At 60.3% G+C, this 19,568-nt stretch carries 22 protein-coding genes and 1 pseudogene; 11 read left to right on the top strand and 12 right to left on the bottom strand.

The annotated features are described in order from the left end of the window. Positions 1 to 80 precede the first annotated feature (80 nt). Entirely contained in the window at positions 81 to 1,469 is a 1,389-nt protein-coding gene (locus ABTX60_RS41445; RefSeq protein WP_350835303.1) for a lipase family protein, read from the bottom strand. 437 nt (positions 1,470 to 1,906) lie between these two features. Between ABTX60_RS41445 and ABTX60_RS41440 the strand changes: the two genes are divergently transcribed. Together ABTX60_RS41440 and ABTX60_RS41435 are read left to right on the top strand one after the other, a co-directional pair. Then, positions 1,907 to 2,395: a hypothetical protein gene (locus ABTX60_RS41440; RefSeq protein WP_003944258.1), complete on the top strand. Its 489-nt coding sequence runs from the start codon at positions 1,907 to 1,909 to the stop codon at positions 2,393 to 2,395. 440 nt (positions 2,396 to 2,835) lie between these two features. Continuing rightward, positions 2,836 to 3,039: a hypothetical protein gene (locus ABTX60_RS41435; RefSeq protein ID WP_037131380.1), complete on the top strand. Its 204-nt coding sequence runs from the start codon at positions 2,836 to 2,838 to the stop codon at positions 3,037 to 3,039. A 143-nt stretch (positions 3,040 to 3,182) separates the two neighbouring features. Here the strand turns inward: ABTX60_RS41435 and ABTX60_RS41430 are convergent, their stop codons facing one another. Continuing rightward, positions 3,183 to 3,713 carry a hypothetical protein gene (locus ABTX60_RS41430; protein WP_218747487.1) on the bottom strand — a complete coding sequence of 177 codons (531 nt, stop codon included), beginning with the start codon at positions 3,711 to 3,713 and terminating at the stop codon, positions 3,183 to 3,185. Between the two features lie 1,391 nt (positions 3,714 to 5,104). On the opposite strand from ABTX60_RS41430, the gene ABTX60_RS41425 reads away from it, so the two are divergent. Genes ABTX60_RS41425 through ABTX60_RS41415 form a run of 3 tightly spaced genes read left to right on the top strand, consistent with a single transcriptional unit; the run spans position 5,105 to position 8,034 of the window. Next, positions 5,105 to 6,064 (top strand): ABC-three component system protein, encoded by a 960-nt coding sequence (locus tag ABTX60_RS41425; RefSeq protein WP_003944224.1) that lies wholly within the window; start codon positions 5,105 to 5,107, stop codon positions 6,062 to 6,064. Continuing rightward, complete coding sequence (locus ABTX60_RS41420; RefSeq protein WP_050794057.1) at positions 6,048 to 6,299, top strand: ABC-three component system middle component 6; 252 nt, start codon at positions 6,048 to 6,050, stop codon at positions 6,297 to 6,299. Before ABTX60_RS41425 ends, ABTX60_RS41420 begins: the two co-directional genes overlap by 17 nt. Then, the gene (locus tag ABTX60_RS41415; protein ID WP_003944238.1) at positions 6,265 to 8,034 is read left to right on the top strand and encodes an ABC-three component system protein; all 1,770 of its coding nucleotides are present in this window, start codon (positions 6,265 to 6,267) and stop codon (positions 8,032 to 8,034) included. The genes ABTX60_RS41420 and ABTX60_RS41415 overlap by 35 nt, the downstream gene beginning before the upstream one ends. 178 nt (positions 8,035 to 8,212) lie before the next feature. Here ABTX60_RS41415 and ABTX60_RS41410 read toward each other — a convergent pair whose 3' ends face one another. The 3 genes from ABTX60_RS41410 to ABTX60_RS41400 form a co-directional block, all read right to left on the bottom strand. After that, positions 8,213 to 8,560 (bottom strand): hypothetical protein, encoded by a 348-nt coding sequence (locus tag ABTX60_RS41410; RefSeq protein ID WP_003944211.1) that lies wholly within the window; start codon positions 8,558 to 8,560, stop codon positions 8,213 to 8,215. A 2-nt stretch (positions 8,561 to 8,562) separates the two neighbouring features. Further along, the gene (locus ABTX60_RS41405) at positions 8,563 to 9,024 is read right to left on the bottom strand and encodes a hypothetical protein (protein ID WP_003944221.1); all 462 of its coding nucleotides are present in this window, start codon (positions 9,022 to 9,024) and stop codon (positions 8,563 to 8,565) included. Between the two features lie 179 nt (positions 9,025 to 9,203). Further along, entirely contained in the window at positions 9,204 to 9,530 is a 327-nt protein-coding gene (locus tag ABTX60_RS41400; protein ID WP_352101880.1) for a hypothetical protein, read from the bottom strand. A gap of 262 nt (positions 9,531 to 9,792) precedes the next feature. On the opposite strand from ABTX60_RS41400, the gene ABTX60_RS41395 reads away from it, so the two are divergent. Then, complete coding sequence (locus ABTX60_RS41395; protein ID WP_350835206.1) at positions 9,793 to 10,158, top strand: hypothetical protein; 366 nt, start codon at positions 9,793 to 9,795, stop codon at positions 10,156 to 10,158. A 261-nt stretch (positions 10,159 to 10,419) separates the two neighbouring features. On the opposite strand, the pseudogene ABTX60_RS41390 reads toward ABTX60_RS41395, so the two are convergent. Both ABTX60_RS41390 and ABTX60_RS41385 read right to left on the bottom strand, forming a co-directional pair. Further along, a pseudogene (locus tag ABTX60_RS41390) lies at positions 10,420 to 10,871 on the bottom strand (IS3 family transposase); the annotation flags it as partial. Positions 10,872 to 11,078: 207 nt separating this feature from the next. Next, positions 11,079 to 11,669 (bottom strand): hypothetical protein, encoded by a 591-nt coding sequence (locus ABTX60_RS41385; protein WP_037131391.1) that lies wholly within the window; start codon positions 11,667 to 11,669, stop codon positions 11,079 to 11,081. A 71-nt stretch (positions 11,670 to 11,740) separates the two neighbouring features. On the opposite strand from ABTX60_RS41385, the gene ABTX60_RS41380 reads away from it, so the two are divergent. The 3 genes from ABTX60_RS41380 (at position 11,741) to ABTX60_RS41370 (ending at position 13,920) form a co-directional block, all read left to right on the top strand. Further along, positions 11,741 to 13,159, top strand: a complete 1,419-nt coding sequence (locus ABTX60_RS41380) for a hypothetical protein (RefSeq protein ID WP_003944280.1) — start codon at positions 11,741 to 11,743, stop codon at positions 13,157 to 13,159. 93 nt (positions 13,160 to 13,252) lie between these two features. After that, positions 13,253 to 13,609, top strand: a complete 357-nt coding sequence (locus tag ABTX60_RS41375) for a type II toxin-antitoxin system RelE/ParE family toxin (RefSeq protein ID WP_003944240.1) — start codon at positions 13,253 to 13,255, stop codon at positions 13,607 to 13,609. A 5-nt stretch (positions 13,610 to 13,614) separates the two neighbouring features. Beyond that, the gene (locus tag ABTX60_RS41370; protein WP_037131447.1) at positions 13,615 to 13,920 is read left to right on the top strand and encodes a helix-turn-helix domain-containing protein; all 306 of its coding nucleotides are present in this window, start codon (positions 13,615 to 13,617) and stop codon (positions 13,918 to 13,920) included. Between the two features lie 20 nt (positions 13,921 to 13,940). On the opposite strand, the gene ABTX60_RS41365 is transcribed toward ABTX60_RS41370, so the two are convergent. From ABTX60_RS41365 to ABTX60_RS41345, 5 genes are all read right to left on the bottom strand, one after another. Next, a complete protein-coding gene (locus tag ABTX60_RS41365) occupies positions 13,941 to 14,606 on the bottom strand; it encodes a DUF6338 family protein (RefSeq protein WP_157770428.1) in 666 nt (221 codons plus the stop codon). A gap of 2 nt (positions 14,607 to 14,608) precedes the next feature. Beyond that, a complete protein-coding gene (locus ABTX60_RS41360) occupies positions 14,609 to 14,794 on the bottom strand; it encodes a hypothetical protein (RefSeq protein WP_003944200.1) in 186 nt (61 codons plus the stop codon). Positions 14,795 to 14,892: 98 nt separating this feature from the next. Then, a complete protein-coding gene (locus ABTX60_RS41355; RefSeq protein ID WP_003944213.1) occupies positions 14,893 to 15,249 on the bottom strand; it encodes a helix-turn-helix domain-containing protein in 357 nt (118 codons plus the stop codon). Positions 15,250 to 15,651: 402 nt separating this feature from the next. After that, entirely contained in the window at positions 15,652 to 16,071 is a 420-nt protein-coding gene (locus ABTX60_RS41350; RefSeq protein WP_003944284.1) for a hypothetical protein, read from the bottom strand. Positions 16,072 to 16,201: 130 nt separating this feature from the next. Continuing rightward, positions 16,202 to 16,399: a hypothetical protein gene (locus ABTX60_RS41345; RefSeq protein WP_350835029.1), complete on the bottom strand. Its 198-nt coding sequence runs from the start codon at positions 16,397 to 16,399 to the stop codon at positions 16,202 to 16,204. A 200-nt stretch (positions 16,400 to 16,599) separates the two neighbouring features. Between ABTX60_RS41345 and ABTX60_RS41340 the strand changes: the two genes are divergently transcribed. Both ABTX60_RS41340 and ABTX60_RS41335 read left to right on the top strand, forming a co-directional pair. Beyond that, positions 16,600 to 16,998, top strand: coding sequence for a hypothetical protein (locus tag ABTX60_RS41340; RefSeq protein ID WP_003944286.1), 399 nt, complete (start codon positions 16,600 to 16,602; stop codon positions 16,996 to 16,998). Positions 16,999 to 17,056: 58 nt separating this feature from the next. Further along, positions 17,057 to 19,330, top strand: a complete 2,274-nt coding sequence (locus ABTX60_RS41335) for a zinc-ribbon domain-containing protein (RefSeq protein ID WP_003944198.1) — start codon at positions 17,057 to 17,059, stop codon at positions 19,328 to 19,330. The last annotated feature ends 238 nt before the right edge of the window (positions 19,331 to 19,568 follow it).

The following is a 19,568-nucleotide window of genomic DNA, read 5'->3' as shown; positions in this document are numbered from 1 at the left end:
CTTCGTCACATCATCCAGTGTCGTCATCACGGCACCCTTCTCGCCGGGCATTCACCCAGCGTGTCGGGCCGAAACACCGTTTAAGAAACACTCCCCGATCCTGTCGGGGAGACAGATGCGGGATGGCCGGGGGCGACGAGTGTTTGCGGGGCGAGGGAATTTCCGGGGGCGAATTTTCCGCAGTTACTCGGGGCGGGTGCGCCGTTGAACCGGTCGACGAGCCACTGCAGAGCGCCGGGCAACCAGAGCGCGCCACCGATCAAGTGCTCGATGGTGTCGTACTGGTCGTACTGGATGGCGAGGCCGGCATTGCAGTAGCGGGTGGCGAGGGCTGCGACGTCATCGGCGACCATGACGCCGTCACCGGGGCCGGTGCCGGGACCGCCGGGCAGGGTTCCGTTGAAGATGCCGTTGGCGGCTTGGGCGATGAACATCGGGATGGTCGGGATCGGGGCGATGCCCATGTTAATCGTGTTGACGACGTCGACGAACTCGGGAACCGAATTGGGGTCCGCGTACTCGGGTTTGACCATCTGCTGCCAGGTCAGGCCGGGGTACTGGGCGCCGGCGTTCACGATCGACGCGTCCTGCATTCGCGCCATGATCTCGCGGCCGTAGTCGTTGAGATACGGATCGAAGTCGATATCGTACGCGCGACCGATTCCCACGATCGCCATTCCGACAACCCCGCCCCACCCCAGACTTCCGTTTGCGTACCGCAAATTGGTGGCGGGATTGACCATGACGCCGGCTTCGGCGGCACCGATCAGGTCGTCGTCGACATCGGGGGCGTAGTCCGGGGCGAGGATCGCTGCCCAGTTGGTGGCGATCGCCCCTCCGGAGTACCCCATCAATGCGATCTCCGCATCGTCGGTGATGCCGGTCTCCGCGACCTCTCGGGCGGCGCGCAACGAATCGAGAGTCAGCATCCCGTACTCCGGCCCGGCAGCGAAGTCCGCCTCCGGGCCCTCGGTGTCGGGAATGACGACGGTGTACCCGGCGGCGAGCATCGGTCCGAACATCGCAATCTCGCCGGACACCATGGTGCCGCCGAGGTTGAAGTTGCGTCCGCTCGGGGTCCACTGTCCGATCGGGGTGTTACCGGCGATGGCACGTGAGGGGCTGTCGTCGGGGTTGAGTGAGTCGTAGACGGACTGGTAGGAGAGAACTTTTCCGGGTTGCGCGTTCGGCGGTCGCAGAATCGAGGTCACGTTGGCGACGGGCCGGCCGAGGGCGTCGGTGGAACGGTAGAGCACCTGCACCGCCTGCAACGGGGTCGGAACGTTCACCACGTGATAAGGCACGGTCCGCGTTTTGAGGACATCACCGGGGGCATACGAGGACAGCGGTGCCGAACCGTCGTAGTCGTAGAACGTGTCGAACACCCGCGGCTGCGCCGCTGCAACCGAAACCGTGACCGGAGCGGTCACACCCACGAATGCGGCAGCAGCAACCACTGTCACCACCATTCGGGCGAGTGTTCGTGAGGGCATATTTCGACTCCACATCTATGTGACTGACACCACCGCCGGACTGCGTTATGACGATCACCATATATTACTGCCCGGTAACAGCGGTAGCGTGAAAAATCAGACACCCATACCGAAAGATCATCTGCGCCAGCGATCGGCTTCCCCGTCGACCGGGTCAGCCGGAGCACGGCCCCCGCCGCTCCGCCCCGAATACATAAGCCCGCCAACCACAACCACCCGACGCGCTCGTCCTGCCGGCGGTATGGAACCACCCCTCCTCGTCGGGAGCGAATTCCCCGTCAAGTGGCTCATACGATCGAAAGCCGGGGACACCGCAGGTCACCGGGTCGCCGAGCAGGCGGATGACAGCCTGCTGCCTGCGGTCATGTCAGTATCGTGAATACCGAAGGGCACTCACGGTGAGGGAGTATTTAGTGCACGAATTCGCGGAACTGATCGACAAGGTTCGCAGCCGACACGAACGGGAACTACACCGACTACTGCGAAAAGCTCTGGTGCCAGGGACATCTCGCACGATCGCCCGCAAGAAACCCCCGCCGAAGCTGATCGGACGATCGATACTCGACCGAACCGTGGAGGTTCGGGTGTTCGCTTCCCATCTGGCATTGGATACGAGCACAACGATGACCGGTCCCTATCCGGCCGGGTCGGTGCTGATGATGACGTTCGTCGGCGGCCGGCACGTCCGCACCGGCGAACCCGTGGCGCTCGATCCCATCGAGGCGGATGCGTGGGGGCTGGCGCTCGTTCCTCCTGGCTTCGAGGAATATGCCTTGCGGCTGGGCACGATCGCGAAATTCTCCGCAGGTGTCCGGCACTATCGAATGGTCGTGGCGTCGGACGGAACTGCGTGTGTGATGCCCCCGGCCGACAAAGAGGTCCTTCTGACGAGCATGGGCTGAGTTACGCCGTCTCAACGCTGTGTCGATCGCCCGATACGGAGTCACGGGATACTGATCGCGTCTTCACCGACACAGAGATCGAGTGTGACGGAATTCTGACCGTTTCCGCTGCTCGCATTCACGGGCACGACGGCCACCCTCTCCCGGAGCTGGTGTGGAACCATGCCGACTGCGTCGCAGCCATGATGCCTTCGACGCGCACAGCACAGGCTTTCACGCGTAGAGGTATGTGGTCTGCTCGTTTCCCGTATCGGGCGAGGCCGAGGGCGACGTCGATGTCTTGTGCCCGCTACCGCCCAAGAAGAACGGCATCGACAATCTTGCCGCGCTCTGGTCCAGAGCCGTCGCCGACCAGCCTCATCGGAGGCATCTCACTCATCGCTGTTCCCCGTCGTTCACAGTGCCGCGACTGACAATCCCCGACAGAGAAACGGGCCCACATGACCAGCAACAGTGAGGACACGAAAACCGACAGCAGCGCGACCTGGACGGTACGCACCGTGGGAAGCTTCGCCGCGATCCATGTCAGCGGAACCTCACGAGCACAAATCACGGCCGCCAACGCCTTCGTACGCACCGCGCAAAACCTCGGACTCGTCTGCTACAACCCGCTCAGCGAACGAATCCTGCCGCCACGGGACTAGAACTGGATCTCCTTGAGCCGACATCCCGAGATGCGACGGCTCCCCGATGACGGCTCACCGAAACCATCCACGACCTACTCCTGAGAAATGTCAGTGGCCCAGCAACCCACCCTCCCGGCACCGCTGCCGGAACGCTTCGTCTGTCAGCACAGAAACCCACCTTCGGCATCCCCAACCACCGTCGCGGCAATACGCGCCGCCCATCCCTCGTGACCGAGCAAACTCCACACCGGGTCACGGTCGTCCAATGGTGTCGCAGCCAGCTGCACACGCCGCACAAACCGGCCGACAGCAGGAACAGACAACGCGATCCACCGCCACGAACCATCATCCGAGCTGATACCGAGTCGGCTCATCAAGCCAGTCGCGATCACCGACACGTCACCGTTCACTCCCGCAAGAGCATCCGCCGAGACATGAAGAACAGCCACCCACGACTGCACCGGCGACTTCGGCCCCCGCGGTGACGACCTCAAACCTGATCTCACCCGCTGCGGCCCCTCCATCACCGCTGCCACCGACCGCACCCACCCCGCATCATCGACACGGCTCGCCGGCAACGGATGCGATCGAACATGCCGACTCATCTCTCGACAACCGCCAACGACCTCCACCCCACCGACAGGTTCGGTCCCCAGCAGAAACTGCAACAACGAACCCACATCACTCGTCATACGCACATCCGAAATCACGGCACCATCCCACCGGCAATCAAGTCACCCGACGCGTCGCTGCTCATCTCGACACCTTCCCCTCGATCGAAAACACCGTGAGCCAACGGATTCGGCGTACGCAGCGGACCCGGCCGCCCGATCAAACCATGACCGTTCAACAGCGTCCCGACAATCGCCAGAGCGCCACGATGAAATGTCGCACCAGAGATCGAACACACCCGACCAAACCACGGGCCAGTGTGAAACTGAAACGACGGATTTCGGCACGAGGAGATCGAAGTATGCAGATCATGATCTGACCGGCTTACCGAGACGAGCACCCTTCGACCCCCTGTACGCAGTCGGTGCGCGGTTCTAAAATGGACGTCGCGGCGGTTTGATGTCGGGCACACAGTCTGCCGCGCCGGCCGGCCCCCGGGTGTCTTTCCCTCGGGGGATGGGTCGCCTGAACTGCGCACTGTCAGATAGCAACGGTTCGGTGCGCACGGCTCACCGCCAGTGCGCTCACAGTCCCGCTTTGGCGGTGAGTCCCCGGCCTCAACGCAAACCCGGCGGACGCATCGGCGCCCAACACGTCGAAGGCCGCACACACCGCCTTGCAACTACGTCGTCAGCGTCGAGATCGAAGGCAACCTCGACCAACTCACCGTCGCACTTCCCGACAGAGAAACGAGCGGACCACAAATATGGCCGCGCACACTGCTCTTACTGAAATTTTTCGGCGTGATCGCTCAACAACCGAGCAAGAAACCGAACCGTCTCAGGGTCAGTCATATCACCACCCCGCGCGCAACCGAGTCGGGCACCGGACGCCGCCTCCGCAGCCCGCAACTCCTCGTACGCCGCAACAAGCTCAGGACTCGGATTCGCCGCCAGCTCCGCCCGCCGCTGCCGCTTGGCCTCCCGGGCAACGCGCATCCTGTCCGAAAACTGCTCCTCACGCCAGATCCCGAACCTGCGACGCTTCCACGGCGACCGGACCGCAGCACCATCCATCCACTCCGCGAACTCAGCCCCGTCCTGCTCCCACCTCCGCGCCCGAAAAACCGGACTCCAGTCATCCACCAATGTTCTCCCCCATCTCGCGCCCGAAAGACCGGACTCCAGTCATCCACCAATGTTCTCCCCCATCTCGCGCCAAACCTCCCGAACCACACGACAGAGTCTGCCAAGCCGTCCACACCAACAAGCGATGCCAAGTCGCATCGAATTGCGTCACACCCACATTCTGCGGCCCAGCACCCACCCAAAACCCCTACGCCTCTTCCCATTGCCACTCATGCTGACGCCACGCCTGTTAACGGGACAGACAATCGCCGAGTTGATGAACGATAGTCTTTTCTGCGAGAGACCACGACCGTGGTCGACGCAAGACCACGACGGGCTAACAGATGCTGCTGACGGCGAACTGGCGAGACTGGTACCACTTCCGCCATCAACAGGAGTGTTTCAAGTCGGGCACAGCATTCGAGGACTATGCCTCGAAGGTGCTGGATCGATTCCACGACGACTACGTGAACCCCGCTCCGTCAGGAACACTCGGCGATGGCGGGTGCGACGGGCTGGCGGACTCAGGCACCATCTTCTACGCCTGCTACGGCCAACGACCGGCCCGCAGCGCAGAGCGCGAACTCGCTGCCAAGATCAATTCAGACTTCGCACGGGGGCTCTCTCAGTGGGACAGCTTCCACACATGGAAATTCGTCACGAACGCACCAGCAGGTCCAGAGTCCTTGAAAGCCCTCACCGGTCTCCAACAAAGTCACGGTCCGTCCGCTGAGCGCCCACTGACCATCCGGCTCGTTAACACCGAGAAACTCTGGGTGGAAGTGGTCGGAACCCTCGATGTCGCTGTCCTCAACGCGCTGTTCCCTGGGGCGCCCGGGGCAGAGAACGTGGAACTTTCTGACTTGTTGCCCCTACTTGACGCGCTCGACTCCAACACCGTGATTGTGGAAACCGGCGCACGTGTACTGGCCGTCCCCGCAGGCAAGATGGACTTCAACGAGCTCCCCGACGCGAGCCGTCTCGAGTTCAACGCAGGCCGGTTACTGGCTCCTCGTATTGACCGTTGGTATGAAGAGTTGTCCGACCCAGGTCTGTGTGACGTTCATGGCGAGAAATTTCGGTCGATGTACCAGGACGCCCATGCGGTGACGGCAGTACCAGCCGAAGTTCTTGAACGACTGTATGTGTCGGTAGCCGGAACTAACTTCAGGATGGATGGAAAGCGCGCCAACGCGGCGTTCGCAGTCGTCTCGTACTTCTTCGATTCCTGCCACATATTCGAGATGCCACCCACCAACGAAGACGGCCCAGAAGTGGAGACACCCAATGCTTTTACCCACTAAAGGGGTGTCATCGGACCGCGCCCTCATGACAGTCGGTTCCAAGATCCTCGAAGAACTCCGCGATCCGATGTCGGTCTCGGCCCTCTGGGAACGGTTCAGCATTCACGAACATTCGTCACATCGAGCCCAACGCATCACATTCGATTGGTTCACACTCGCACTGGCCGCCCTCTACACAATGAGACTCGTGGACACATCCGATGAAGGCTTCCTCAGGCGCACACATGTTTCTTAGCCGCCTCACCTCCTCCGACCCAAGATTCAAGACTCTGCGGTTTCGCGAGGGCCTGAACATCCTCGTCGCCGAACGCACCGACACATCCCAGCAAGGCGACAGTCGAAACAGCATCGGCAAAACCAGCGTCATCAAGATCCTGAGGTACCTCCTCGGCGGCGACCTACCGCCAGAATTCAAAGCATCCGAACTCACCGACCACACATTCACCGCCACCCTCGCGCTTCCCGCGAAAGATGGCGACCGGGACGACGAAGTTACTGTCACACGCGCCGTCTCACCGACGACCCGCGTTCAAGTCTCCGGTTGGTCGATAACCGGAAACTCGACGGACATCCACGTCGATGAATGGCGCGAATTACTCTCCCACAACATCTTTCGGATACCATCCGACGCAACCCGCCCGACAGCCGGTCAGCTCTGGAGTCAACTGATCCGAACATTCTTCAACAACCCCATCAAGGGCCACCAGTCCGAGGCCGACTGGGAATCAGGCGTGAAGATCGGCTTCATGCTGGGACTCTCACCAGAAATCTTGGGCAAGGCAGGCGATGTCGATCGCCTCACCAAACAAGGCAAAGCCATCCGCGCAGCAGTCCGTGAAGGCGCAATCACCCACCTCTCACTCGACGAATCCGCGATCCGCGCACAACTCGCGACAGCCCGCCGCCACCGCGACCGCGCACAGGGGGATCTACGCGGGTTCAAAGTCGATGAACAATACGCCGATCACCAACAAGAAGCGGACAAGCTCAGCGCCTCGATCCAGAAACTCAACGACGAAGCCCTCGCTCTACTACGAAGGTCACGGGAGATCGACGAAGCAATAGCCGACGAAGTCGAGACGTCCGAGCAGGACGAACTGACGGCGAAACTCTCTCGTGTCTACGCCGAGATCGGACTCGTCCTCCCGAACACCGTCAGCCGGCGCTACGACGAGGTCAGAGCATTCCACGAATCCGTGGTCCGCAACCGCCGATCATTCCTGGAACAAGAACTCAACAGCATCCGCACCCGCCTCGAAGCCATCCACTCCGAACGCAGCAGCCTCGACAACCAGCGATCCCAGATCATGCTTCTCCTCAACGAAACCGTCGCACTCGACACCTTTCTGAGCCTCCAGCGTGATCTTGCGAAGAAGGAATCCGACGTCGCAGACCTGGAACGACGACTGGAAGCCGCGAACTCAATCAGCACCATCAGCGACACGATCAAACTGCGAACCGCAGAACTCGTCGCCTCGGTCCGAACCGAACTGAACGAGCGAAATGACAGCCTCGTTGAATCGATCTCCCTATTCGGCGAACTCGGCGCAGAGATCTACACCGACCGTGAGGCATCACTTCTGATTTCGCCGACACCCAAAGGACTCTTAGGCGTCGAGCCCCGCATATCAGGCGACGCGAGCGTAGGCGTCCGCAGCGTAGAGACCTTCATACTCGACATCGTGTGCGCAATCGCCGCAATCAAAGCAGGCCGTGCACCTCGGATACTCGTACACGACAGCCACCTCTTCGACGCAATCGACGGCCGCCAAGTCGCATCGTGCCTCAACATCGGAGCCCGACTCGCCGAACAACACAACTTCCAGTACATCGTGACCCTCAACTCGGACTTCCTCGCCACCGTGGAACTTCAAAGCGACGGCGCCTTCGACGCAGACCCCTACATCCTCGACACACGTCTAACCGACGAAACAGACGCCGGCGGACTCTTCGGCTTCCGCTTCGATTAACCGCTCAACATGGCCAACAAGATCACCAACCAATGGGGCCACTCGGGACATAAATCAATCAGGGTGGGCTGTAGTCAACTACCCAAGCGGTCTCGGTCCGGCGGTGCGGTGCAGGCAGCGGTGGCGATGATCCTTACAACCCAAGCATGCGTCCGGGGGCCTTTCCGTACACGGATCCCTATTTCGTCTCGTTCGGATGGTTGGTGTGCACCTGCTCCACGTGCACCGTGCGCCCCTCGACATAGAACCAAATGCGGGCATCACCCTGCTGAGTGGGTTTGTGCTGCCACCGCTGATGGCTCACGCCGTCGCGAGTGACGACGCCGAGGTCGCCGCGTAGCGGGTAGTTCTTCGGATCCACCACCAGCGGGGTTCGCGTCAGGAAATCCCAGGCCTCCGCCAACGGGTTGCGGATCACCGCAGTGAGGTCCCGCCAACCTTTGCGTGCATTGTTGGTCGCGAAGCGGATCTCGTACTCGGTCTTCTTCGTCGGTCGAGGTACGAGCTCGCCGCGTTTTCCTGCCACCGCTACGGACGCTCCACCATCGTGTCGTCTTCTGGAGTGTCCAGCCATTCGAGGTCGGCCTGACCGAGGCCGGCAGCGATCGCGGTCGCCGTTTCTCGCCACGAGGTCAGTTCCGCAAGTACCAGGTGCGGTTGGTCGGTCGCGAACGACGCGCGTGCGGCGTCGACCAGGTCTCGAGCGCAGACGGCACGATCCTTCGGGGAAAGTGCCAGCATCCAGGGGAATGCGCGCGACATCCGTCCGTCGAGGGGTCCGTCGTCGTCGACGGCCACTCCGATCAGCTGTGCCGCGAACTCGAGGAGTCGGGCGCGGCTGTCTGCTTCGCGTTGTGTCATGAGCACGAGATCTTCGCCGTCGCGGCGGGTGACGGTGACGGGGTGGTCCTCGGCCTCGGCGAACACCTCGGCCGAGTGTTTGCTCAGGTCGGAGGAGCGGCGTGTGGTGCGGGTCGCGGTCGGGGCCATGCCCCCACAATATTCGGAACGTGTTCGGAAGTCTATGTGAAGTGCACTGCACGGCGACCGGCATGGCCCGGGTCCAGGCTTCTCCGGAACCGAAAACTCAGGCCGCGACTGTGACTTTCGGAATTATTTGGCACGTTCTTCCCTGAATCTTTTGGCACGGCGATAGCCGTCAGACACTCTCACCTTGGGATCCTCGGTCGAGCAGGAGGCGGGAGGTATCTCGGTTTTCTCACTGTGTTGAGATCCGCCAACCCGGCATCCTCAGAGCCTCCGAACAACTCCTCGACGCGGCGACTGCTCAGAAAACCACTGATCAACTGCCACAGTTCATCCGCGAACGCCGGGGCGCCTGGACCGACCAAGCGAAGCAAGAACACGAACGCATCATCATCATCGAGCGCGGCCACGATGCCGTGCTCGGCGATCGCTCTCGCATCATCGGGGTACACCCCACCCAGGAACTCCAGCCCATGCAGATAATCGTCGAGGTACCTGTTCGGGCGCATCCCCTCATTCTTCCATCACGATCACTCCTGCAAGATCGGCAAGCCCGATCGCCCCGTTCGACGGTCAAACCGAAAGGATCTGTTTTTTCGAACAGATGACGGTTGCTTTGGACGCGGGGAATATTGTCACTCACAGGCGAAATAGCAACGGCTGTCGAATAGCATTCGGAGAATGTATGTGTCCGGTTCCGACTTCGGTGCCAGGTGGGATGTCAGATTCACATTCGAGCCGTCACCGGAACTCCAAGAGATACTCCTGACCGTGATCGCCCGGATCTCGCGCGACACCCTTCGTTTCGATGGAATGCGGGAGTTCGATCCGGGGGTGTGGCGCGTCGACATTCGACGAGACGTGTTCCCGGTTCCTGGGCTCGTTCTCAGTTTGGGAGTGAACAATCAGGACGGTAGCGGGTTCGGGATCTCCAGCGGCCTCGATGCTTTGGCCGCAACCATCGAGATCGCGCACAACTTCCAGGACTTCAATGAATGGCTGCAATGGCCGACTCTGCCAAGCGGCGGTCATCTGGATCCCGGAATAGTCGACGGTGAGGCAACGTGGATGCTGCGAGGCGAGGTTGTCGCCCCGATCGGACAGCTCACCGAGTATCTCGACCTGCTGGACCATTGAGCCCGCACACTCTGGACCCGAATGGGCTCAGATCGTTTCTGAGGGCTTGGGTGTGCGTTTTGACCATCGACCAAGCAGGACAAATCATTCAGTGGGCGGGACCAGACATCGAATACGGGTTATCCAGTGGCCAGCGGACTGACAACACGACCACTCTTGCCTGAAATCCAGACTCTGAATCACACCGGCGAGTCCGGAGACTTACTGATTTGAGAACTCCGCGATTCGCGTAGCTCTGTGTTCACCGTAGTAGAACGCCTCGATTCGGCGAGAATACGCGTCGATGACGAACGCGACGTAGACCCAGCCCGACCATGTCGAAACGTATGTAAAGTCGGCTACCCACAACATGTTTGGCGCGATCGGGTTGAACTTCCGTTGCACCAGATCGTCTGCGCGATGCCCTTGTGGATCGGCGATGGTGGTGCGCTTGGCCTTGCCTCGACGGGCACCTTCGAGCCCGAGGACACCCATCAACCGTTCGACCGTGCACCGCGCGCTACCTCGATACCCTCTCGCCTCAGCTGAAGCCACACCTTGCGGGCGCCGTAGACCGAATAATTTTCGGTGTGCACCCGGCTGACCTCGACTTTAAGCCTTTCGTCGCGCAGAGACCGCCGAGACGCAGGACGGTTGCGGGCTTCGTAGTAGGTGGACGGCGCAATTGAGCAGCCGTGCTCGGTGAGCACCCTGCACATCGGCTCGACGCCGTACTTGCTCTTGATCGGTTGACGAAGTCGATGAAGTCCCCGGAAACTCCGGTGTGATTCAGCGGTGAGCCGGTCATGGTCCCGGAGAGAGATCGTGGAACGGAAGTCGAGATGTAGTCATAGATGACGGAGAGCGGGCCGCACCGAAAGGTGTGACCCGCTCTCGTCGATGTCCCATCACTCCGATCGGCGATGGACTTCTCGGAACTCTTAGTTTGCCAACACCACGATCTTGTTCGTGACCGCTGAGTTCGAGATGGTGATGGAAGGCGGTGTCGATGACGTCCCAGGGCTGAATTTCACGGTCTGGACCCCGACTTTGTAGCTGTTTTCACTCTTCCGAATACCACCGCTCTTGAGGGTGCTGTAGAAGAGTCCTCGCGCGTCGTTCGATTTCACGTAGCTCACTCGTGGTGAGACACCTGCTGGATTCGAGCTCCGATTGATCAGCGTTTCGGGGCTGTTGATGCTGCTCGCCTGCACCACGGGAATAGAGTTACTTCCGCCTTTCGGGACCAGGATCTCGATTACTTTGTCGAGGACGACTTGAACGACGACCCCCTTTGTTGCGTCCTTGAACTCCTTCTGCCAGTTGACCTTCTGGAGGTACTTCACAACTGCCCCCGCTGGGCCTTGCTGCGGTGCGACGACGGGGGTCGCGTGGACGACAGGGACGACGACGAAACCACCAAAAGCGGTGAACGCTGCGAGAGCAGCGGCAACCGTTGCAGTGCGGATGGAAGTTGACCTGGACATGTCGTTCCTCTCGGTCGGGCAGGCGCCCGGCGCGGCAACCTGCACAAACAGAGGCTAATGGGCGAACCTGCGCCGTTCAAGCACTCTGGTTGCTCCATAAATGGCACACTTGCCACATGGTGAACACAGCAGATCCCGCGTGGCTTCGATTCGTGGAGTTCGTCAAGGAAGACCTGGCGCATCTGACTCCGGTCGCACTTGCCGAAATGTTCAACGACGAAGAAGTGACACCCAAACGGATCGCGGACTGGAGGCGCGGCCACGGAAGGCCGAAATTGGCAGAACTGCCTCGCCTCAGCCTCGAGTGGACGTCATCTGCCGCTCACGACGGAGAGGTAGACGAGCTGTTCTTCGCCAGGATGCTCGATGCAGTCCCAGACGTGCAAGAGGCGCTTGCGCACGAAGTATGGCTGCACAGAAGGGTTTTCGAACTGCGCAGTGAACTCCGAGATCTCGAGATGTCGGTGCGTCATTCCGACACCACCGAGGCAACCGGCGCGATCATCGCAGCCACCACCGCGACGCAGAATTGGGCGGTCGCAGTTCAACCAGCTATTGAAGGACCCGGCGATCTTCGGTTTCACGTAGCGGACATCCTGGACTTTCGGCGGGTGTACAAGCAAGGGAACGACTCTGATGTCTCACTGCGGGACGAACGTAACGACCTGGAGAACGAACTGCATCACGTGCTGAACAGGTACGGGGCGGTCTACGCGCCTCGCGCCCCCACTCAATGGATGAGTAAGGCAGACGCGGAGGCTTCAGGGGACGCTGAACCCGACAGGTTGCGATACTCCGTCAGGCACACGATCGCCGAGCGTAGCCCGGATCGTCAGTGGCAGCACAAAGATGTCCCGGCTGTCGCCATCGTCTCGTTGACCGACGGTCCTTGGCCGGCAGATGTCGGTGCACTCCTCGCGAGAATGTTGGGTTACGGATTCTTCACTACTCGGAAAATTGCGCAAGGGTATAGGCCCAACAACAGCCTCCCCACCAGCGAAGAACTAGACGCCTACCGATCACAACTCCACGGAGAGCACCTGCACAAGCCTTGGCCTCGCTACGTCTGGGCCCATCGAGGCACCGACGTCCTACCAGGCCGGTTCTTGCCGACACCGCCGAAAGATGTAGGCAATGCGCCCCAATCGGGCCCATTGCATGTGATCTGGCTGAGGGAGGATCGCCAGCTCATCGCCAATCTGGTGAGGGGACGAAAGCTGGATCGGAAACAGGCAGCCGCGATCAGAGAGGGGCGGGACAAAATCGACCGGACGATCAAGTCGTTCGAGGGTGCAGACGCTCGCGTAATAGTGCACACGATCAACTGCGAATCAGTGGGGCCGGGGCCAGACGACCGGCGTGGCCCGCGATGGCAACGCTCGTTCAGGTTGGCCAGAGAGGCAGTCGAACTGGTTCTCGGAGAAGAATACAAGGACATCATCGCACCCCACCTAACCAAGCTGGCAGTCAAACAGAATCCCGACCCTATCGAGAAGTGCCTGATCGACTGGCTCGGTAAAGACTTCCTGAGTTGATGTCAGAGCTGTAAGTCGTTGCAGGATGTGCACCGCTGGCACCGCCGCAGAAACGGATCCCCAAATATCACCTATGAGTGATATTATGACGAAGTGTCGATCTGGAGTGTGGACGTCGAGTTGGTCGAAGATTGGCTTGCACAGCTGGATCAGTCGTCCTATGAACAGGTTGTCGCTGCACTTGAATTGCTCGAAGAACGTGGGCCTCAGCTCGGTCGGCCGCTGGTCGACACGGTCACTGCCTCCCGCCACAAGAACATGAAGGAGCTACGGCCGGGATCGAGTGGGCGCTCGGAGCTGCGAGTGCTGTTTGCGTTCGACCCGCATCGAAAGGCGATCTTGCTGATCGCGGGAGACAAATCAGGTCAGTGGACCAAGTGGTACAAGAAGAACATTCCGATCGCCGACGATCTGCTCGACACCCACATCGAAAACCTGGAAGGGAAGTGAACGTGATGGCAAAAAGTCTCGACGACATGCTCAACGCACGGCCCGTCGACCGGTCCGCCGTGGACGCGCACAAGGGCCGACTGCTCGAGGAGGTACGGGCCTACCGACTCAAGGAACTCCGCAAGAATGCTGCCTTGACTCAAGGTGAGGTCGCAGACCGTCTCGGCGTCGGCCAAAACCGCATCTCCAACATCGAGCGCGGGGACCTCGCACGAATTCAAATCGACACCCTGCGCCGATACGTCGAGGCAGTAGGCGGTTCCCTGCGTGTCGAGGTCGAACTCGGAGACGACCGCTTCCACATCGCCTGACCGCAGTGCCGGCCGGTCACCTACGGCGGTGGATCACCGTAGGTGACAACCATCGAGACGATCTCCGGACCGGGCAGGATGACGCGCATCCACTTGTCGGGAACCTTCGCCATCTGTGACGCGGCAGCATCGCGGACAGACAACGGGGGACTCAGGACCAATTCCCTGTTCGCCATCTCCGGGTCGGGCGTGTATTTGGCGACCCGCCCACCCCAGACCGTGCCGCTTTTCATTTTGACCAGGGCATATGCGACACCTGGGTCAGGTAGATCGTCACGCAGGACCGACCTCCATGCGGAAATGTCGGAGATCGCGGCTTTGTCCGTGCGGTAGACGAGACGGAACGCGCCGTAGGAGATGCCGAGCGAGACCCCCAAGCAAAGGGCTGCTGCCCACGACACCGCTGCGAGGTGCGCGTTGACGTAACCTGAGCCGCCGCGGATCATCGACGCCGGATCCGGAAACGGGTACTTCTCCCATCGTGCGGCGACGATCATGCCGATTACTGTCACCACAGCTGCAGCGCCGGCACTGCACAGCGTCGACATCAGTGTGATCCGGCTGATCTCGGTGAACACCGTCTCGTGTCGACGGGTGCGCTTGGTGACGCTGGCCAGGTCGTACAGCAGCCCAGGAGCTACGAACACGAAGAAGGCCAGCACTGTCAGCCAGGTACCAGGTGTCACAGTCAGTGGTCGAAATCGCCCCACTGGTCGGAGACGGTTTCCCCGGACGCGGGCGGCGACTCCTGGCGTTGCTCGACAACCACCGGAGCCTCGACGTGCAGCGAGTCGATCGACCCCAAGATCGTGTCCGGATCCTTCGGAGGCACCGCGTAGAGCGTGCCGTCGTCCTGAGCTTCTTCAATACCCATGCCGCTGTCCGTTCGTTCACTCGCGCCGGCACTACTCGCCGCCACTCTGCGCCGTCAGTGTGCCCCATCACCACGACACATGGTGATCGAACCGATGGTCACCCGAAGCTGTCGAGGTCGAGGGTGATCTCGACACCCTCTTTCTCCACCACGATCTTCGCATGCACTGCGCCGGCCGCGGCTAGGTACTGGCGCAGGGTCGAAAGCAGCAGATCGTCGCGATTTTCTATTCTCGATACCGTGCCCTGATCAGTGTCGAGGATCGTTGCGACTTCGGTCTGAGTCAGCTTGCCCGCTTTGCGGATGTCCGCCAGGCCTTGTGCGTAGATCCGGTTCACTTCCGCGCGCTCGGACGCGTAGCGGGTGACATCGTCAGCGATCAACGGGTCCGCAACGAGTCGGTCGATGCGATCATTTCCGCGAATGAATCGGGTCTTATCCGACTGTTCGGTCATCGTTGATCTCCTTCTGTCTGAAACTTCCATGCTCGGACTGCGGCGTCGGCTCGGGGTCCGACACTGTTGTAGAACACGTCGCCGATTCTCGATTTGTCGCCCGCGAACAGTGCCACTACGACGGTGTTGCTGTCGGGTGGGAACCAGCAGATCAGCCGAAATGCGATGTCGGGGTCGAACGGATGGGCAGTGCGCCAGACCTGGTGTTGACCTGATTGGCGGACTCGTTTCAAGTCGGGTTCATCTTCTTGTGGACAGCCTCGCAGGCTCCGCAACAGCGAGAGTGCATCGGCGGCCCACGCGAGGAGGCGCCGGGAGAGCTCGTCTCCTCCTCTGGCCGCGAGAGACCCGATTCGCCTCGTGGACTGAGGAAAATCGGGTCTCTCGATTTGCTTTGGTGAGCTACTCGGCCAATCGACGCAGACCGAGTACTGCCTCTGCGGCGGCGATTGCTTCTTCCTTACGTTCGCTCCAGCCCACGTTATCCCCCGCGTCGATCATGATTGGGTTTCGCAGGGGCACCTCGTACGGAAGCGTCCCGATACCGGTGGAAACCCACAGGTGGAACGCGCCGCCAACCTTCCATCCACCGTCCGACTTCAGTATCGCGGCGACGTTGTGGGTGACATTGAGCCACTGCGTCGCCCCGATTCCGCCGTCGTCGTATTCGTAAATAGGGCTGACGCGTTTTCCGGGGCCACGGCCTCGGTTGTATTCCTCGTCCGGAGTCGCCGCAACAGGGAACCCGTCCAGCCAATACTCCTTAATGATGGCCCTCACCTCGTCGCCCAGCAACGCCCAACCATCGGCATAGCCCGTCATTCTTTCCTCTTCGTTGTGTGCCCTGCCGACTGGCACTGTTCTACGCACGCGTATCCATGACCATTCAAGCGGACATATTTCCAATACTGACTCGGTAAAATCCTCGCCCTGGAGCAACGGCCGCGACCAGTCAATCCGACGTACCCTCGAACAATCGCTCAATCCGACGCACATGTTCACGCGTATAACCAGTCCGACGAACAACCTCCACCTGCGAAACTCCAGACTGTCGCGCGCGCCAAATCTCGCCGTACAGAGCATCCCGAGCAGCCTTCTCCGCGACTACTGCACGCTTGTGCGCCTCGACGGCCTTCTCCAGCGGATCCATGCAGGTGACGTTACCGTCCGACCTGGACGCGAAACGATTCTGAACCGAGTCCACCCTGAATGCTCGGCCAAATGTCCTTCTCACACTTGCCAATGTGACATGCATGAGGCATCCTGAATGTCACATAGAGTTCTTTCCTTCGTGCTTCACAATCCGCGACAGCTCCAGTCACGCTGACCGCATCGCAGACAGAGGACCTCATGACATCCACGGCAACAAATGTCCATGCCCACGCGCAGCGCGCCTGCGACTCCCTCGTCGACCTTGCCGACAATCTCGACGCACTCGGCCGCTACAACCTCCCACAAGACATCCACACCGCAGCCCTGACCGCACAACACATCTCAAACATCCTCAAAGTCGCTTACCAAATCGCGTTCGCCTACCACAACGCCATCCCAGCACCCCGCGATGCGCTCAAAATCTACGACGTCGACGAACGCTCCTATCTCCGCGTCATCCGCAAACACAGTCTCTTCGCCTTCCGTTCCGGATACGACGCATTCCGCTGCTTCGACGACATCCACGACGTCGCACGACGACTGGAAGCGACAACCAACGCCAAGACCGCAGAGCGACTGAGACCGAAGGGCGAGTAGACATTCCGCCCACAGACTGATCCGTTCACTGTCGTACCCCTACACAAGGATTCCGTCCATGCCCGTGCGCGCCATACCTGGACTTACCGATCTCGCCACTCTGCGACCAGATCTCGCCGCAGAGTGGGATGCAGAGAGAAACAAACGGCAACCGACCGATATCACGCCGAAAAGCAGCATCCGGGCGTGGTGGCGATGCGGAAAGAAGCATTCCTATCAGGCCTGCGTCGCCGACCGCACTGCCAAAATCGGTCCAGGATGCCCCTACTGCACACTGATCCGCCCAATTCCCAATGAAACCGACTTACCTACGACTCATCCCGAAATCGCGTCCCAATGGCACCCCACCTTCAACGGCGACCGGACGCCTACCGGCTTTACAGCAAAAAGCAACTGGAAAGCTTGGTGGCGATGTGCCGGCGGTCACGAGTACCAAACAGAAATCACAAAACGCACCAACAGAAAATATGGGTGCCCACACTGCGCAGGTCGCTACGCGATCACCGGGGTCAACGATCTCGCGACAACCGAACCCGAGATTGCAAAGGAATGGGACACCATCCGAAACGATCGACCACCAACTGCAGTCAAGACAGGATCCGAGTACAGCGCGTGGTGGATTTGCCCAGACCGCAGTCACTCGTACGCATCAAGAGTCGAGCAGCGCGTAAAAGCGATAATTGGCTGCCCTTACTGCGGTGGGCGGTTACCTATTCCAGGTGAAACCGATCTCGCCACGCTACGGCCGGAGGTCGCGCGCGAGTGGCACCCCACCAAGAACACGCTCTCCGCCCACGACGTTCTCGTTGCCTCGAACAAGAGCGTCTGGTGGGCATGTTCCAGTGGTCATGAATGGAAGACCACGGTCGCCAGTCGAACAGGAAAATCTGCGACAGGCTGCCCGGTCTGCTCGAACCGGCGGATCGAGCAGGGGATAAACGACCTTGCGACACTTCGACCTGACATTGCTGCCGAATGGCACCCAACGCGAAATTCGATCTCATCGGAGGAAGTTTCAGTCGGCTCGGCCAAGAAAGCCTGGTGGCTGTGCACCCAGTTCGGACACGAATGGCAAGGAACCGTGAATAGTCGCACGCAAGGCAACGGCTGCCCAGTCTGTTCAGGCCGACGCACACTGGCTGGGTTCAATGACCTCGACACCACCCACCCACATCTGGCCAACCAGTGGCACCCGACCCGTAACGCCCAAACAACCTCTTCCACGAGTCCAGGATCCGCATATCGCGCATGGTGGATCTGCCCAGCCGGCCACGAGTACTTGAGCGTCGTAAGCGCACGCGTCAGGGGACGAGGCTGCGCCTACTGTGCAGGGAAACAAGCCCTCGCAGGATTCAATGACCTCGCCACAACACATCCCACAGTGGCTGCAGAGTGGCACCCGACCAAAAACTCACTCATCCCGTCACAAGTAACAAGTGGAAGCAAAACCAAGATTTGGTGGCAGTGCGCCGGGCAGGGACACGACTACCAGGCCACCGTCGAAACCCGAACATCAGCCGGCACTGGATGTCCCGTCTGCACCAACAGACGAATAGTAGTCGGATTCAACGACCTCGCCACACTGCGACCAGAACTCGCGGCCGAATGGCACCCCACCAAAAACCTGCTCACCCCCGCCCGAGTTGGAGCCGGAAGCCATCTCAAAGCCTGGTGGCAGTGCCGAGACCACGGACACGAATGGCCCGCTGTCGTGGTTTCCCGAGTGAACGGTCGACAGTGCCCCATCTGCGCTGGACGCAAGGTCCTGCCAGGTTTCAACGATCTCAGAACCACCCACCCCGCGATAGCATCTGAATGGCATTCCACCAAAAATACAGGTACACCAATTGATTTCAGCGCCGGAAGTGATTCCCGCGTATGGTGGCGATGCCGCGCTGGCCATGAATGGGAAGTCTCGATCGGTTCCCGCACGGCAGCCGAAACCGGATGCCCACATTGCTGCACTATTGGAACCTCAATGCGAGAACAGGCAATCTGCCAGCTCATCGCGAAAGCGTTCAATCAAACCGATTACACAGGTCCTGCGGGTGTCGTCGGGTGGAGATGGGGAGTCGATCTCGCGCTGCACCATCAAAGGGTCATAGTCGAGTACGACGGCTGGTATTGGCATCGGGACAAGGCGGAGAAAGACCTCCTCAAAACACGAGTGCTCGAGAAGGCAGGATGGACAGTCATCCGAATACGCGAAACCACCGCGAAACGCCCGCTCCCCGAGCTACCCGTGACCACGATGGAATGCACCTCCACCGAACGTGCAGAAGCAGTGGCGCTGCGGACTATTCAACTTATCAACGAAATTCACCAGCATTGAATGCGCGAGACAGCAATCCCCATCACACCATCTACCGGTCGCAAGCACGCAGAATGATGCCCGCGTCCCTCAAACTGGACAGTTCAAGGTGACGCGGGCATCCGTATGACGACATTCAGTTCGGTGTCACCAAAACCTGCAACTGTCGACGGCCATCGTAAGCTCCCCACTGGCGGCCATTTATGGCGCATTTTGTGGCCATGGTTTCTCCCCGCGTACGGCCAGATAGTTCCCCACC

This window comes from Streptomyces sp. NPDC126510 (genome assembly GCF_040302345.1).
In the GTDB taxonomy this organism is placed as follows: domain Bacteria; phylum Actinomycetota; class Actinomycetes; order Streptomycetales; family Streptomycetaceae; genus Streptomyces.
This window is presented reverse-complemented; position numbering and strand designations above follow the sequence as displayed.

Bases quoted from the DNA above. Each gene is read 5' to 3' on its own strand.
- ABTX60_RS41445 (WP_350835303.1), bottom strand. From the start codon at position 1,469: ATGGTGGTGACAGTGGTTGCTGCTGCCGCATTCGTGGGTGTGACCGCT.
- ABTX60_RS41435 (WP_037131380.1), top strand. From the start codon at position 2,836: ATGACCAGCAACAGTGAGGACACGAAAACCGACAGCAGCGCGACCTGG.
- ABTX60_RS41430 (WP_218747487.1), bottom strand. From the start codon at position 3,713: ATGACGAGTGATGTGGGTTCGTTGTTGCAGTTTCTGCTGGGGACCGAA.
- ABTX60_RS41425 (WP_003944224.1), top strand. From the start codon at position 5,105: ATGCTGCTGACGGCGAACTGGCGAGACTGGTACCACTTCCGCCATCAA.
- ABTX60_RS41420 (WP_050794057.1), top strand. From the start codon at position 6,048: ATGCTTTTACCCACTAAAGGGGTGTCATCGGACCGCGCCCTCATGACA.
- ABTX60_RS41415 (WP_003944238.1), top strand. From the start codon at position 6,265: ATGAAGGCTTCCTCAGGCGCACACATGTTTCTTAGCCGCCTCACCTCC.
- ABTX60_RS41405 (WP_003944221.1), bottom strand. From the start codon at position 9,024: ATGGCCCCGACCGCGACCCGCACCACACGCCGCTCCTCCGACCTGAGC.
- ABTX60_RS41400 (WP_352101880.1), bottom strand. From the start codon at position 9,530: ATGCGCCCGAACAGGTACCTCGACGATTATCTGCATGGGCTGGAGTTC.
- ABTX60_RS41380 (WP_003944280.1), top strand. From the start codon at position 11,741: ATGGTGAACACAGCAGATCCCGCGTGGCTTCGATTCGTGGAGTTCGTC.
- ABTX60_RS41370 (WP_037131447.1), top strand. From the start codon at position 13,615: ATGGCAAAAAGTCTCGACGACATGCTCAACGCACGGCCCGTCGACCGG.
- ABTX60_RS41360 (WP_003944200.1), bottom strand. From the start codon at position 14,794: ATGGGTATTGAAGAAGCTCAGGACGACGGCACGCTCTACGCGGTGCCT.
- ABTX60_RS41355 (WP_003944213.1), bottom strand. From the start codon at position 15,249: ATGACCGAACAGTCGGATAAGACCCGATTCATTCGCGGAAATGATCGC.
- ABTX60_RS41350 (WP_003944284.1), bottom strand. From the start codon at position 16,071: ATGACGGGCTATGCCGATGGTTGGGCGTTGCTGGGCGACGAGGTGAGG.
- ABTX60_RS41345 (WP_350835029.1), bottom strand. From the start codon at position 16,399: ATGGATCCGCTGGAGAAGGCCGTCGAGGCGCACAAGCGTGCAGTAGTC.
- ABTX60_RS41340 (WP_003944286.1), top strand. From the start codon at position 16,600: ATGACATCCACGGCAACAAATGTCCATGCCCACGCGCAGCGCGCCTGC.
- ABTX60_RS41335 (WP_003944198.1), top strand. From the start codon at position 17,057: ATGCCCGTGCGCGCCATACCTGGACTTACCGATCTCGCCACTCTGCGA.